Below are 15304 nucleotides of genomic sequence, written 5' to 3' on the forward strand. Positions count from 1 at the left end.
TTTACGTAAATAAATGCTTTTGAAGTACATATAATATAATTCATAGATCACTACTTAACACAAAAGACATGTTTTGAGTTTTGTGGCAGAATGTGGTACATGAGTATCTTGTAAACTAGAAATCCAACAAAATCAAGGTCTAGCGAGCTTAGGTTTGAAACTTTTAGAGTTTAGGTTCGAATATGTTATATAAACAAAAAAGGCACCTGATTAAAGATGACTTTATAAGTTAACAGTGAAGAGTATATTATACTACAACTACGTTTACTGCGTTTGGACCTTTACGGCCTTCTTCTACGTCGTATCTTACTGCATCGTTTGAGCGATGTTTTCTGACAGACCTGAAGCATGAACAAAAACTTCGGCCCACCGTTATTTGGAATTATAAATCCGAACCCTTTTTCTTCATTGAAAAATTTTACTGTACCTTCTTGCATTTTAATGTACTTAATTGCCCAAAGGGTAGTTTTATTAAATGAGAAGCGGCTGAATTTAAGTTTTTTTTTATTGTTATTTACATTAAGGTATTCCAAAAAGATTGCTTTGCCATTTCGCTAACGCCTAGGTGAAACGGATAGCGGGAAAAGCTCAAAAAAAATAATATCAAACCTAAAAAAAAATACTATATACAATTAACCATGATGATTACGCCAAATCAGATTTCCACGGCTGATACTGGACTCATCCAGCTTAAAACTAAATCAGCTGATTGCCAGCAATAGTAAAAACAGCATGAGAAGTAAAATAACTCATTCACAACTATTGCTGAACCATTAAGAGATTTAGTATATTATTCTTATATTCGCTAAAAAGCTTATTTACTACACAAAGCCGGCTAAAAAAAGCCCTATGGGCGCCAATTTTGGCTGGTATAAATTAGTCGTCTTCAATACTATGAAAAGAACTTTAAAAATACTGCTGATACTAATTTCAACATTGAGTTATTCACAATACACGGAATCCAACGTTTGTAAAAAAATCTTTGACCACCAAATTGGAAAGCGTACACGAGGAATATATACTCAATGTGAAAAATCTAAAACTAGTTTTGAGCAGATAATTTTCAAAGAGGAAACAGGGCTTGAAGTCCCTCAAAACATACTAAAAGAAATTGAAGCAAACGCTGCAAAAAGCAGTAATGACATTTGGAATTCAGAATTAATAAACGAATTGAATTACGGCCCTAATTTTTTTGAAAACAATAAATGTCTGACTAAAAAAGACAGCGAACAGCTATTTGAAAAAACAAAGAAAAGACAAAACATAATTGCTGTAAGCCAGCCTGTTTTTGACCATAATTACGAAAATTGTCTTGTTTCTGTTAGTTGTTGAAAATTTACAGACAGCGCGACTGAAATTAAATATTTTCTGAAAAAAGTTTACGTGATCTGGACAACAATCGGTACATATGAAAATGGTTTTGTATCTGGAAAATTTACTTTGCCTGCTCGCCAAGTCCTTGGATGCTTCGTGTGCATTGCAGATCCGAAAATAGAAATTAATTTAATATCAAACCCGCGGTAGTGCCGGAAAGTCTTAGGCAATTTTGGACACCACATAAATTTAAAATCATAATCGTATGAAGTATCTATTTACACTAATCTTTGTAATTATCTTTATGACTAATTGTTATAGTCAAAACGAAGATAAAGAGGAGTTAAAAAAAGTATCCAATGAGATATTAACATACATTAAAGAATACTCAATAGTTACTGACTCCATAAACTGGAAAGAATTCCGTAGAGATGTTTTGACAAAAATTACAAAATCGGATGGCGTTGATTCAAGTAAAATTATCTTTTCTTCAATTCTGGATAAACTACGACAGTACGGAGATTTTCATTCTTCTTATTATGATAAGTCTAATTTGCAAAAAATAGTATCAAACGATACAACTTTAAATTATCCATCATCAAAAATTATCGATGATTCAATTGGCTATATTTCTCTACCTGCACATTTGTCGATGAATGAAAAAGATAATTTTATCTATGCCGATACATTAACAAAACAAATTCAATTATTGGATCAAAAATATTCCATAAAAGGCTGGATTGTAGATTTGAGAGGAAATGGGGGCGGAAATATGTGGCCAATGTTAGCGGGGCTAAATCCGATTATTGAAGATGGAACTGTCGGATATTTCGTATCAAAAGGAAAAAGAATAAAATGGCAAAGTACTTCTAAAAACAACTATAAATGCAAAAACCTACATAACAAGATAGCAATATTAATTGATTCATTAACAGGTAGCAGTGGAGAAATGGCAGCAATATCATTGTTAGGCAGGGAAAATTCAAAATCTTTTGGAACAAAAACGAGTGGCTATACTACAGCAAATCAGAATTTTAAATTATCAAACGGAGCAATGCTTTTTTTAGCGACTGCCTATTGCGAAGATAGAACAAAGAAAAATACATAGGAAAGATAACTCCTGATGTTGAAGTTTCAGATAATACAAAAACCATAACAAAATCTAAAGAATGGTTACTCGAATAACAATAAACTGCCTACAACCAAAGTATTGCCAAAAGCGGGGCTGTGATAGTTTTATATTATTACGATAGTTACTTAATTTTTTCTAATATAATTACTATACTGCAACTCCCACACATGCAAAAAGCTAGAGTTTCTGATTTCAGTTAACATATTGCTTTAATTTTTATTTTTCAATATTTTCTACAAATATGTTATATAACTGTACTTATTATTTGTGTTCTGTGGAAATAAAAAATTGGTTTATTTCTATCATCAGTTACCTGGTTCTTTACTCTGATAATAGAAGACAGCGACAACCTTCATCTCTGTTGTGCATTTTAATTCAACCCGCTACGAATATTTATTTAATTACAATAATGCAGGTTATCACAGGACAGCCGTAAAGTAAAAACCGCTTAGATTTGTAATAATACTTATTTGATCGCATTTTAAATAATATTCAGTACTAGATGCTTATTCACAAAGCAATTAAATCGTACATACATGAAAAAAGCCGTTGGAATATTTTTACTATTAAGCAATACCATTTTCTGTTATGGACAAAATACAGCAATTTTGGACAGCCTTTACCCTCCTTCTAATCTGACTATTCCTTATCATACGGAATGGGCAAAAAATCATTACCCTAAAAAGATCGAAGAATTCAGAAAAGAACCGTTAGGGTATGGAGATATCGTTTTTCTGGGGAACAGCATAACTGAAAAAGGAAAAAACTGGGCAGAACGTTTTAAGATACCCAATATTAAAAACAGGGGAATTGCCGGTGATGTCACAGAAGGTGTTTTACAAAGATTAAATGAAATTTGCTATTTCAAGCCTAAAGCAGTATTCATACTAATTGGTATCAACGACCTATTTCAAGGAAAATCTCCAGAGTTTGTATCCGATAACATTCTTAAAATTATTGAAACAATCCATAAAAACTCAAAATCGACTAAAATTTACATTCAAACTATATTGCCTACCAAGCATAGTTTTTTAATTGAAAAAATCAGCGCAGTCAATAAGTCTCTGGAAAAGATGAAATCATCATCGCATTTTAAACTAATTGACCTTCATGATTTTTTTATGGACGATAATGATTTAATGAAAAAGGAATATACCGTAGATGGAGTACATCTAAATGAAGAAGGCTATAAATTATGGACAGACAAAATAAAAAAACAAGTCCTTTCTGTAAGCAAAAAGAAAAAATGATATTTAAGATGATAGGAAAGGTAATAAAAAAACTGCTGTTTTGTTTTATAGTTCTTATACTGCTGCAAGGCTTCGATGAGTCACCGCCTGATAAACCAGCAGATACATCTATAGATTTCACATACCCCGGAGGCAAGCACAAAGCTCTGATTATGAGCTTTGATGATGGCTGTATTGCTGATATTACATTAGCTGCATTATTTGACAAATACAAGATAATAGGAACATTCAATATAAGTTCAGGTCCAATAGGCACCACTCAGATTTGGTCTGTAAAAAATGGTGATACTATACGCCAATCTTATCTATCAGAAAAAACAATTCTTAAGATTTATAAAAATCATGAAATTGCCGCTCACGGCGCTACCCATAAAAATTTTTTAAAGATAGGTAAAGAAGAAATCCTTGAGCAGATCAATGTTGATATTCAAAAACTAAGCTTTCTTACCAAAAGAAAGATAAACAGTATTGCTTATCCATTTGGTGCCGCAAATGATTCTGTTTCAAAAATAGTTGCAACTACAGGTATTACAAATGCCCGAACTGTAAAATCAACAAATAATTTTGAATTACCTGAGAATTTGTTACTGTGGAACCCTACCTGCAGAGATGACAAGGCACTGGATTTTTTAGACGACTACCTAAAATTAAACCCAAAAAAGTTAAGTGTTTTTTATGTTTGGGGGCATTCATGGGAACTTGGAAATGGGAAGAGATGGGATAATATGGTACAGTTTTGTAAATCCATTAGTAATAGAAAAGATATTTGGTACGTAGGCAGCGGTACATTAGCTAACTATATCAATGCAACAAAAAAAGTTAAGATAAAGGATAATATAATTACAAATCCTAAAGGAAATTTAATCGTATGGTTAAATTTGTCTTCCGGCGTAACCAGATTAAAACCAGGAAATCATATTAAAATTTAAAATACTGTCGAAAATTCACAACACTGTTAAGATAATTATAATTTCAAAAAAGGGATAACTTCTCAATCATCCCTTCTATAATTTTAAGAACGTAAGGAAAACATATCTCAAATTTGTTAGTTCCAAACTGATATCCAATTCTGGAATTGCGTCATTTTTTCTGCATTAACAAAGTCAATTTAGAAATCAGTTTACATTGGGTCGATAGGGATTGCTTTATTGCCTGCGTGAAACATCTGTAAAATTGCAGGCGCCCCACCACTTTTTGCAGCACGGGCCAATTTCTTCAGACTTGGAAGAAAAGTATCGTCATATCCCGCAAACTCGTGGGTAAAACCAATGCCATTTGCAGTAACGTGTGTACAGCCTGTGATGACTAAACCAACACCATTTACTCTTTTCTTGTAATACTCAACTTCTTGATCAGATATGGTGAAATCTTCGTTAGATGCTCAGGTAGTCATAGGCGACATCACAATTCTATTTTTTAAAGTAATTCCGTTCGCAAATAACAAAAGTGAAAACAGCTCTTTATATTTTCAATACTTATTTTTTCAATTAAACATTACCAATCTTGTGAGGTTGGACTAATTACTATATCGTTTACATTAACATTATCCGGCTGGTCGAAAGCGAACAATACTGCGTCTGCAACATCTTCTGGCTTAATAGCCTGCTTATTCAACTCAGCTGCAATTGCTGCACCTTCTTTGTTAGTTACTTTGTCTGCCCATCCTGTATTGATTACTCCCGGACTTATCAGGCTTATTTTAATTCCTCTATGCACAGATACCTCTTTTCTTAAACTTTCAGTAATCGCCCGAACGAAAAATTTGGTTCCGTGGTAGATACCTGCTCCCACACCAATATTGATTCCTGCCACAGACCCCATATTGAGAATATGACCGGATTTTTGCTCTATTAATTTAGGAAGAACCGCCGCAATAGCATTCAGATAACCTTTTATATTGGTATCAATCATCGCATTCCATTCCTCAACAGCAACGTCTTTCCATTGCGAAAACAGCATTAGTCCGGCGTTGTTAACCAAATTATCTATTCTCCCAAACCTCTCAATTGCAAAATCTGCCATAGCTTTCATTTGGTCAATGTCTGTTACGTCTGCAACAAATACTTCGGCTTTACCACCTTCAGCGTCAATCTGTTTTTTTACTTTTTCTATTTTATCATCAGCTCTGGAAACCAATACAATGCTGGATCCGGCTTTGGCTAATTTTAATGCTGTTGCTGCACCAATTCCGGAAGATGCTCCGGTGATGATTGTTACAGACTCATTTATTTTTTTCATATTTCTAAATTTTTAAACAACTATAAATGTTGCTAATTACCTGGATCGATAAATAATCGGTTGTTCCTGCAATTTGTCAAATGATTCGAAAAATGCCTTTGAATACGTTTGTTGGTTATGAAGAATTAATCCTTCCAGACTTTCCCATTTTTCATTCAGAATAAAAATGTTTTCATCATCAATGCTTTGGTGAACATCATATTCGATGCAGGCCTCTTCTTTCATAGATAATTCAGGGAGACTGTATAAAAGGTTTTTGATTTCTTGCTGTTGCTCCGGCTTTGCTTTTACAACAACAGTTAAATAAATACTCATAAAATTCGTTTTTTACTATTAAAATGCAAGTTCATACGGTTTTGGAACAGGTATTTCCGAGCGAAGCTGTCTTGCAGCATCTAAAGGAAAATAAGGGTTTCGCAAAAGCTCACGACCTATAAAAATAAGATCGGCATCTCCATTGGTCAAGATCGTTTCTGCCTGATGTGCATTGGTGATCATACCTACCGTACCTACCAATAATTGATTTTTCAACTCCCGTTTAATGGTGCTTGCAAATGGCAATTGATAACCGGAACCTACTGTAATTTTAGCATTTGGAACTGTACCGCCTGAAGAAACATCAACAATATCAATTCCTTTTTCAGATAATTTTTCACTTAGCCAAACCGAATCTTCAATCTTCCATCCTTCTTCCATCCAGTCTGTAGCCGAAATACGCACGACAATCGGAAGTCCTGAAGGCCATACCTGTTTTACTTTGTCGATGATTTCGAATAGAAATCTTGCTCTGTTTTCTATACTGCCTCCATAATGATCTGTTCTTTTGTTTGGAATAGGCGACAGGAATTCATTAATGAGATAACCGTGGGCACTGTGAATTTCAATCATTTCAAAACCCGCCTTTAAAGCCCTGACTGCAGCATCTGTAAAAGCTTGTTGAAGGTCTTCTATATCTTGTAAGGTCATCTCGCGTGGCGTTTGCATTGTTGATGAAAACGGTACAGCAGAAGGCGCAATAATTTGCCAGCCATCATCTTCATCCGGCATCAACGGGCGGCTTTCACGTCCTGAAGCCCAAGTGCTTCCTTTTCTGCCGGCATGAGCCAATTGAATGGCAGGAACACTTCCTGCGCTTTTTATAAAGGATGCAATCCTGGTAAGCATTTCGATATGGTCGTTTTTCCAGATTCCCAAGTCTCCTACTCCAATACGTCCGTCAGCTCGTACCGCTGTTGCTTCCAGCATTACTGCACCTGCACCTCCCATGGCTCTTGAACCATAATGAACCAGGTGCCAGTCGCTTGCAAACCCGTCCTGAGCCATATACATACACATTGGCGAAGTGATAATTCTATTTCTAAACGTAACTGATTTGACAGTCAATGGACTGAATAATTTTGACATTTTTTATCTTTTTTAAACGCAAAGCTCCACCGGAAGCAGTATTTTGCCCCCGGTAAAAACTTTACGAAATGATTTTTGATTATTTAGTGTACAGATGAAAAAGCTTTGCCACTACTTTCCATTCGCCATTAATTTTGATTAACGAATGGTAATCAGTGAAATTTTCATCTGCAGCATCGTGTTCCATTTCAATGCGAACAACTGCTGTCGTGGGTGTTTTGTGTAAAACCGTAAGATTGGTTTTAATGTTGGGTGCTGCGCCAAATTTCTCTACATAAGTGTACAGATTATCTATACTTCCTTCTGAAAGGTCATCGCCTAAATGACCGTACATTATCGCATCGTTATGAAAAGTCTTTTTTAATGCTGCAACGTTTCCCGTTTTTAATCCGTTTACATAACCTTCCATTGCCGACAGGACATCTTCATAATCCTGAACGGTATTGATATTTTGATTTGCTGACATAATTCTTATTTTATAATTTGATAAATTTTACTGATTATTTTCCAATCGTTTCCGTCTTTTACAACAGTAAACATATCGGCATATTTGTTTGGTCCAAACTGAGATTCGATTCTCACTATTGCAGCATCGCCTTCTGCATCAAGAGTAGTCAATTTGTAACTTGCTTCCATTGGCTCTGCTGCAGAAAACCCATCAAATAATGCTTGTATAGGAACACTTTTTAATGCTCCGTTTTCAGACCACGACATGGTTGCAGTTGTTGCAAATGCTGGTTTGGCAATATTGCCGTCCCCTTTCCTTCCTGCTTCTACATATAAATCTATTGCTTTTAGGATACCTTCTTTTTGTTCTTGATTGTTTTGCATAACTTCTGTTTTATTGTTTTGATTGTTTTTTTCTTGACAGGAAACTAACAAACCGCTAATTGTTAATACTGAGATAATAGTTAAAAAAGATATCTTTTTCGAAATTTTCCTATAACTCTGCCTAAAGTCATTAGTATTAAAACCTTCGGAATTTGGATCTGCGTTTATTCGTTCAGAAATGTTTTTCATAAATCATTGTTTTAGTTTAAGATTGATAATTTTTGAGCATAATTTTCTGTATTATTTGACAGAATTGTTAAGCTTTATTTCTAAAACAAAGGTACAAGTACTTAAACGTGACGTTTTTTCTAATTAGCCCAAAGATTTTGTCTAATTAGTCCTTTTAAGGATTGGAAATTATGCATTGTGGAAATTTCTCCATTAATAAGTTTATTATAAAAACTTCTTTAATTAGAAATGGAAAATATACATAGAAGACTATAATTAAATAAATTGTATGCTGTAATTTTTATTTGATTTGATGTAAAGCTTCAGCAATGGGAGTATTGCCATCGCGCATCAAAATAACCTTACCAATAGTTGAATTATTTTCTAATATTGATACAAGAGTAGCTACAACATTCGCAATAGAATTAGATCCGGGGTTGGTTACATTGGTCTCTATTTTTCCTGTGCCTGGTTCTTCTTTGAGCGCTCCGGGTTGCAAAATAGTGTAATCAAGTTGGGTCTGAGTTGTAAGGTAAACATCAGCATAATGCTTGGCAATATTATAATCTGTTAAGTTGCCCAGGAAAGATTCATTCCAGCGCTCCGGTTGTAAGGCGAAAACAGAACTTAGCATAATATAACGTTTAACTCCTGCTTTCTCTGCCGCTTGCATCGATTTTATCGCTCCGTGTAAGTCAATTTGTAATAAGTTTTTTCCTCGTGATCCGGAAACGAAATAAACAGCGTCTACACCATTCATGCTTTCAGCAATTGTATCTACATCGCCTAGCAAATCAATATAAACTTGCTCAACACTATCCAGATTATTATCTGGATTTGGGTTTCTGGAGCCCGATAAAACCTGATGCTGAGAAGCTAATTTAGTAACTAAAAGAGCCCCAACCCTTCCATTTCCTCCAATAACGAATACTTTCATAAGTTTAGTTTTAAAATTACTAACGAGAGATGCTTGGGGCCTGTCCGTGAAATTCTTTGTATATTCTTGAAAAGTGAGACACATTTTCAAAGCCTAGAGAATAACAGATATCTGAAACCGACAAAGCTGTAGTTTCCAGCATATCTTTTGCCTTTTCCAATCTTTTTTCTCTAATCCAGGTTGCAGGCGCAGCATTGTATATATTTTGAAAATCTCTTTTAAAACTAGACAGACTTCTACCGGAAAGATACGCCAGTTCAGAAACTGAAACCGGTGAAGCATAATGTTGCTCTACCACGTTACGTATATCAGTTTTTACAGGCTCATGAAGCTGGAGGATTTGTAAAAACATATTTCGGTTACATTCTGCAACGTCATAAAGCAGTTCCATGATTTTCAGACGCAGCTGTCCGGGATGAACCACAGAATGATCAAAAAAATAAGGCTTCATGGAATGTGCAAACGCAACTAAACATTCATTCATTGGGTAAACTCCTGTTTTAATTTCTCCCTCAGGTTTTGACACCTTAATTTCTGAGGTTGATAAAAACGACTTTAGAAGATCATCTTTGATGCTGAACATTAAACTATCATAAATATTATCATTTTCAGCATTTCCGAATTTATGATACTTTACAGCAGTTGCTTTTTTCAGCAAAATCATATCATTCTTGAAAAGCGTATATTCCTGTTTTCCATAAGTCAGAACAACGGATCCTTCCAGTACAATTAGAAGTAAATGCTGTTCGAGGTACATGATTCCTTTAACTTCTGTACTGTGTATGCACTGCTCAATTACAGAACAGCCATCTAACATGAGAGAGTTTTGGGGAGCATCACCGCCAATCAAAGAAGTTGGAACTTTAATCATTTTCTTCATAATAGAACTATTAAATCTATAAAGCAGTTTTAATTTGTTAATCAAATGTTTATGACTTAATTCCAAAAAACATTTTAAACTTAAATGTACAAAGATAAAGACATTAAGGCGAATGCTTTTTTCTTTTTAGTCCATAAATTTTGTTATTTTAGTTCAAATACTTGGCCTAAATTTTAAGCAACAATTTTGCAACATTTACAAATCATTAAAACTATAAGGTTTAAAAAACTACGCGAATAAAAGAATCAACTCCTAAAGTTTTTATTTTGATTATTAAAACAAAAAAGTCCCAATTTTCATTAGGACTTTTTTACGAATAACTTCAATATTTATTAAAAATCGAAGTAAAAAATACGTTACAAGATAAACCTTGATTTCCCCTATTTATCGCTTTTTTCAAATAATTGATAGCCTCCACGTAAAAATAAAGGATAGAGCGGCTCATGTTTTGGCATATTGAGATAAAATAATGCAATCATGTTATTTTCAGGATCTATAATATAGTCCGTACCATAAAATCCACCCCATGCGAATGCGGAATTAGAAACTTCGGGTACCGGTTTTTTCTCGGCATTATAGAGTTCAAATCCAAGTCCAAACTGAAATGTTTTTCCGCCAGAATTGACTGCAGGCAAACGGTTTTTCTTAGTCATCATATCAACGGTTGCTGCTTTTAATATTCGATGCCCATTGTACTCGCCTTTATTTAGCAGCATTTGGCAGAATTTTGCATAATCCCCAATAGGACCATTAAGACCAATGGCTCCTTCTGCATAGGTTCGGTTAGTACTTATGGTTCCCTCACTAAATTTGGTTGATTGCAACACTAATTTACCATCAATTGCGCTATAGGGCTTAACAAAGCGAGGTGATGCCTCAGGTCCATAGTACCAATCCGTTTCATTCATCCCCAATGGATCCAGTACAGATAATTTCACATACTCCCGTAAAGATTTTCCTGAAATGATTTCAACCATGTATCCGAGCATATTAGTACTTACGTGATAATTCCATTCGCTTCCGGGGTCAAAACCTAACGGATATTTAGCCAGGGCAAGCATGTCTTCTTTCAAGTATCGGGAAGTTCCCGTCCCTCCTGTCCTCTGTCCCATTGCAACACTATTATTTGACAGATTTTCACTTCCGGATGCCTTAGCTTTCCGCTCTGCTTCACCTTTGCGAAGCTTCCCAGCCAAACCAGCACCAAGACCAGAAGAATGCGACATCAGGTCTGCAAAAGTCATTGGCCTGGAAACTGGACGTGTCTTATATGTGCCATCATCATTAACTGCTGTCAAAACCTTATCTGAAATCTCGGGAAAATATTTCGAAACCGGATCATCTACAGCGACAAGCCCTTTATCTACTAAGGTCATAAATGCAACTGTAACAACAGCTTTTGTCTGGGAAAACAAAATATAATAATCATCTACAGAGGCTGGAATATGATTTTCAACATCCTTGAAGCCGTACGCCTTGTTGTACACTACATTTCCGTTTTTGGCTATAAATCCCACTGCACTACTAATTTTGCTTTGATCAACAAAACTTTGCATCAAAGAATCGATTCGCTTAATCTTAGCTTTAGTCGTACCTACAGTTTTTAGTTCTGCATTATAATTCAATTGTTGGGCAATGGCAGGCTTATCCTGAGCTTTTGCTCCTATACATACAGCAAAATATGCTATCCATAAATATTTTTTTTTCATGTTGTTCAAATTTATACGACGATCTCTATAAAGGTAATCGTTATTGTTATTAATATCCTTTGATATTTTAGTATTATAAATTTGCTTGTTAAAGCAAATTTAATTGTGAACATAGCTAATAAATAAATGTTTTTCGATTTAAGTATTTGTCCTGAAGCAACTTTACTCATCACAATTAAGCTGAAAAGTCAAAAAATAACTCCTATTGAAAAGTAATCTTTTTAATTGTCTTGTCTTTTAATCGGCAGCCGTTTGCCAGATTAATACACCGGCTGTCGCGATTTCCCTGCTGCCAATGATAATTCGAACATCGGACGGCAATTTTATTGTATAAGGATGATCAGAATAATTCATAGCAATTCCAAAACCATCCCTATATTCTACCAAAACTCCGGGAGGATAAGATTCAATAGTAATCCCAGCCTTATCGAAAGCTTTCTTCAGAACACTTTTTTCAAGTTCGCCATTTTGAGTATCCACACCTACGTAAGTAACCATCCCTTTTCCAGTAGCCCGGTGCACGACGGCAGGATTACCTTCATAAAAATCCCCTTTATAGGTGCCCCAGACCTCTGTCCCTTTATTTGGAGAAAGTATCTCACCCCAGCTTGTCCAGCTGAAAGACTTATTTTCGGCTGTGACTGTATCAGGTGCATGCGGAGGCAATAAATCGTAAAACTTTATCTTGCTTCCAATCAGATCGTAAATAGGCTGGGCAAATGGCGCTTCCCATAAATGACCTTGTTTATCCTGATGGCCTGTGCGACAAGAAATAATTAAATTACCCCCATTTTGAGCATAGTCTTGCAGTTTTTTAACCAGAGCTTCATCTATCTGCTGATAAGCCGGAACCACAAGTATCGGATACTGTGAAAAATCGACATCTTCTTTAATGAAATCGACAGGAGCTCCAAAGGATTTCAATGCCCCATAATATTTAAGCACATGAGCTTCTGTGTCCCATTCAGTAGTCTGCTTGTTCTGATTAATTGCAGCAGCATTATCTGGATCGTATAAAATCGCTGTTTTACGATTTTTGTATATTCTGGGAACAGCAGATCCCTTATACAACTTTCTTAATTTTTTAATATCACTGGCAAACTGTTGATATTCTAGGCCTCCTGGTGTCGGAGTTACCCCATCATAGCTGAGGATTCCGTAATGGTACTGCTCATAACCGTAAATGGGAGCCCTGAATCTATAGGCACATTCAAATTTACTTCCTCCTGCAAAGACATTCCAAAGCCATAATCTTACTGCACCCAGTAATGGCTGTGAGTTGATCTTACCCCAATTTACCTGTCCTGGTTGCAGTTCCATCACGCCATAATTTTTAGATATTGAACGAAAATAATCATTGGCCATCGCTATCCTTAAATAATTGCCAAGCCGATACCCCTTTGCCCCAATACCTTTGTCTTCCCCATACACCATATATCTCGTATAGGAAACAAAATCCAATTCCGCGCTTTTTCCTATGTACCGGACATCATACATGGGAATGTAATTGGAAGTAATCCATTGATTTTGGCTCGATTTACGTATTGCACGTGCCTGATCGTCGAGAAATGTGGCTGTTTCGTTATCACAGAATCTTGTGTGATCCAGCCTCTGATATAAATTCATTCCCCATTGCAAATGGTTGGGCAAATTAATTTGCTGAAAATCTGTATAAGTACCGCTCCAAAAATCGGTTCCCCACGCCTTATTAAGGTTTTTGATATTACTATACTTATCTTTTAACCACTGCCTGAACCGTTTTTCGGCATCCTGTCCATAATCAACATTCGAGCGCGGTTCATTATCGAGCTGCCAGCCTATGATTCGTTTGTCCTGTCCATAATGCTTGGCTAGTTCTCCAATCATCTTTAGAGAGTAGGCTCTGTAAAATTCATTAGAAAAAGAGGGGTGCTGGCGTGATCCATGATCTTCTTTAGTTCCTTCATAATTCGTTTTTAATACTTCAGGATATTTTCTAACCAGCCAGACCGGGGGAGTTGCTGTGGAAGTACACATGATAACTTTTAAATTGTATTTTGCAGCCAGGGCTACAGCCCTATCGAGCCATGCAAAGTCATAAACTCCTTCCTTTGGTTCTAACTGAGCCCATGCAAATTCTGCAAAATGCGTAAATTCGAAACCCATTTCTGCCATTTTCTTAAAATCTCTGTTCCATTGTGACTCATCCCAATGTTCAGGATAATAATAAGCCCCGACAGTAGTTAAAGCATCTTCACTAAAAAACTTATTTTGGGCAGTGCCGTTAAAAATAAAAAAGCACGATACTATTAGTGTATAAAATTTCATTGTCAAAAGAATTTAAATATTACAGAGTTATATGGTTAACCTCTAAAAATGTCCTCGGCTAAGAAATAAGCTGATATGGATTCTAGCGAAGTCCCATTCCGATCATGCAAAATATAAATGTTTTGCTAAAATAATTTGATTAAATAAAATCAAACTGAAAAGCAGAAAAAAGCAAAACATGATATAGATAGATGATTTATTTACGTACTGTTTAAATTATTAAAACTGCATGAAGAAATCCCAGGTTTCTTTTGCCACCCAATTGATATCAGATCCAGGATCTTTTACTTTTTCTGTATGTCCGCCAAGAAAAGAACCAAAAACTACTGGATATTCTTCAGGAAGCCCTCCAAATTTAGTAGTAATATGATAAGGTGTCGCAGCGACGGGGATTTCGGGCAATTCAACAAGTCCGTTGTCTTCAAGATGGGTTATTACACAATATTTTCCTCCTTGCTTTTTTTCATCGGAATTGATCCACTTGCAAAGACGATCATCAGTACCAGTAGTGCTGTAAAATGCAAGAGGTTGATGCTTGTTTTCTGGAAGATAAATATTCCAGTTGGCTGGAGAGTAACAGGCAACAGCTCGTAGGTCCTTCTGAAAATCCAACGATAGTGAATAGGTAATCATAGCGCCAAAGCTAAAACCGCAGCAAAAGATGCGAGAGGTGTCAATGCTTAACTTATTCTTAAATAATTCGAGCATGTCAGCAAAGAAAACATGATCTTTATCATCACCTCCCCGCCATGGTGAACGGTCAGTGTATCCCTCGGGTGCTACAAAAATTACAGGGACATTATTTTTTTCTGCATACGTTTTAAGTCCATAATAGTTTTGTTCGACCATGTTATTCATATGCCCTCCCATAAAGTGCATGGCAAAAATTAATCGGTAGGGTGTATTTTTATCATAATTCTCAGGAATATCAATCGTATATTGGCGGCTAAGCCCTGCACTCGTAATTGTGTAAGTTCCGCTTTTGAAATCCCCAAGTTCTTTCCCGGAACCAGCACTAAGAACCGGATTATTCTTCAATTTATGAGCAATTGCAACTGACTGAACAGATTGTGCATTCATAACAAAAACAAAAGCCGAAAAGATAAAATTTAAAACAAATTTTTTCATTACCAA

At 35.6% G+C, this 15304-nt stretch carries 14 protein-coding genes and 2 pseudogenes; 4 read left to right on the plus strand and 12 right to left on the minus strand.

What is annotated here, in order from left to right; genetic code table 11:
• Positions 1–247: 247 nt before the first annotated feature.
• Positions 248–437 (minus strand): annotated as a pseudogene (locus ACNFIH_RS01680) (cold-shock protein).
• A gap of 412 nt (positions 438–849) precedes the next feature.
• Here ACNFIH_RS01680 and ACNFIH_RS01685 point away from each other — a divergent pair.
• The 4 genes from ACNFIH_RS01685 to ACNFIH_RS01700 all read left to right on the plus strand — a co-directional run bounded on the left by ACNFIH_RS01685 (position 850) and on the right by ACNFIH_RS01700 (position 4625).
• Positions 850–1332, plus strand: a complete 483-nt coding sequence (locus tag ACNFIH_RS01685) for a hypothetical protein (RefSeq protein ID WP_426485195.1) — start codon at positions 850–852, stop codon at positions 1330–1332.
• A gap of 247 nt (positions 1333–1579) precedes the next feature.
• On the plus strand, positions 1580–2422 hold the full coding sequence (locus ACNFIH_RS01690; protein ID WP_426485196.1) for a S41 family peptidase: 843 nt from the start codon (positions 1580–1582) through the stop codon (positions 2420–2422).
• A 560-nt stretch (positions 2423–2982) separates the two neighbouring features.
• Positions 2983–3696 carry a GDSL-type esterase/lipase family protein gene (locus ACNFIH_RS01695; RefSeq protein ID WP_426485197.1) on the plus strand — a complete coding sequence of 238 codons (714 nt, stop codon included), beginning with the start codon at positions 2983–2985 and terminating at the stop codon, positions 3694–3696.
• On the plus strand, positions 3642–4625 hold the full coding sequence (locus ACNFIH_RS01700; protein ID WP_426485198.1) for a polysaccharide deacetylase family protein: 984 nt from the start codon (positions 3642–3644) through the stop codon (positions 4623–4625). The genes ACNFIH_RS01695 and ACNFIH_RS01700 overlap by 55 nt, the downstream gene beginning before the upstream one ends.
• A gap of 191 nt (positions 4626–4816) precedes the next feature.
• Here ACNFIH_RS01700 and ACNFIH_RS01705 read toward each other — a convergent pair.
• The 11 genes and pseudogenes from ACNFIH_RS01705 to ACNFIH_RS01755 all read right to left on the minus strand — a co-directional run.
• Positions 4817–5059 (minus strand): annotated as a pseudogene (locus tag ACNFIH_RS01705) (hypothetical protein); the annotation flags it as partial.
• A 131-nt stretch (positions 5060–5190) separates the two neighbouring features.
• On the minus strand, positions 5191–5934 hold the full coding sequence (locus tag ACNFIH_RS01710; protein ID WP_426485199.1) for an SDR family oxidoreductase: 744 nt from the start codon (positions 5932–5934) through the stop codon (positions 5191–5193).
• Between the two features lie 36 nt (positions 5935–5970).
• Positions 5971–6249, minus strand: a complete 279-nt coding sequence (locus tag ACNFIH_RS01715) for a putative quinol monooxygenase (RefSeq protein ID WP_426485200.1) — start codon at positions 6247–6249, stop codon at positions 5971–5973.
• 18 nt (positions 6250–6267) lie between these two features.
• Positions 6268–7338 carry an NADPH dehydrogenase NamA gene (namA, locus tag ACNFIH_RS01720; RefSeq protein ID WP_426485201.1) on the minus strand — a complete coding sequence of 357 codons (1071 nt, stop codon included), beginning with the start codon at positions 7336–7338 and terminating at the stop codon, positions 6268–6270.
• A 79-nt stretch (positions 7339–7417) separates the two neighbouring features.
• Positions 7418–7804, minus strand: coding sequence for a nuclear transport factor 2 family protein (locus tag ACNFIH_RS01725; protein WP_426485202.1), 387 nt, complete (start codon positions 7802–7804; stop codon positions 7418–7420).
• A gap of 5 nt (positions 7805–7809) precedes the next feature.
• On the minus strand, positions 7810–8358 hold the full coding sequence (locus ACNFIH_RS01730) for a nuclear transport factor 2 family protein (protein ID WP_426485203.1): 549 nt from the start codon (positions 8356–8358) through the stop codon (positions 7810–7812).
• Positions 8359–8638: 280 nt separating this feature from the next.
• Positions 8639–9274 carry an SDR family oxidoreductase gene (locus ACNFIH_RS01735; protein WP_426485204.1) on the minus strand — a complete coding sequence of 212 codons (636 nt, stop codon included), beginning with the start codon at positions 9272–9274 and terminating at the stop codon, positions 8639–8641.
• Between the two features lie 19 nt (positions 9275–9293).
• Entirely contained in the window at positions 9294–10154 is an 861-nt protein-coding gene (locus ACNFIH_RS01740; RefSeq protein ID WP_426485205.1) for an AraC family transcriptional regulator, read from the minus strand.
• Between the two features lie 380 nt (positions 10155–10534).
• The gene (locus ACNFIH_RS01745) at positions 10535–11863 is read right to left on the minus strand and encodes a serine hydrolase domain-containing protein (RefSeq protein ID WP_426485206.1); all 1329 of its coding nucleotides are present in this window, start codon (positions 11861–11863) and stop codon (positions 10535–10537) included.
• 237 nt (positions 11864–12100) lie between these two features.
• Entirely contained in the window at positions 12101–14170 is a 2070-nt protein-coding gene (locus tag ACNFIH_RS01750; protein ID WP_426485207.1) for a beta-galactosidase, read from the minus strand.
• 219 nt (positions 14171–14389) lie between these two features.
• Positions 14390–15298: an alpha/beta hydrolase family esterase gene (locus tag ACNFIH_RS01755; protein ID WP_426485208.1), complete on the minus strand. Its 909-nt coding sequence runs from the start codon at positions 15296–15298 to the stop codon at positions 14390–14392.
• Positions 15299–15304: the final 6 nt, after the last annotated feature.

Source organism: Flavobacterium sp. 2 (assembly GCF_049949195.1).
Taxonomy (GTDB): domain Bacteria; phylum Bacteroidota; class Bacteroidia; order Flavobacteriales; family Flavobacteriaceae; genus Flavobacterium.